Raw genomic sequence first — 208 nt, forward strand, 5'->3', positions numbered from 1 at the left:
TGTCCCCTTCGTCTAGAGGCCTAGGACATCACCCTTTCACGGTGAGTACAGGGGTTCGAATCCCCTAGGGGACGCCAAATCAAAATGCGGCGCCAAAGCAGTAGCACTGCGAGCAGTGTGGCGACGCCGCCAGCGGGAATCGACCGACGCCCGCCGGTGAGCAGCAAGCTGGAGCGGTAGTTCAGTCGGTTAGAATACCGGCCTGTCA

1 tRNA gene is annotated in these 208 nt (G+C 60.6%); it reads left to right on the plus strand.

Annotated features, from left to right (window positions below):
• The first annotated feature begins 1 nt into the window (after window position 1).
• Window positions 2-77: transfer RNA gene (locus AB4Y44_RS43155), tRNA-Glu, on the plus strand.
• The last annotated feature ends 131 nt before the right edge of the window (window positions 78-208 follow it).

It is taken from the genome of Paraburkholderia sp. BR10937 (assembly GCF_040965695.1).
GTDB lineage: Bacteria > Pseudomonadota > Gammaproteobacteria > Burkholderiales > Burkholderiaceae > Paraburkholderia.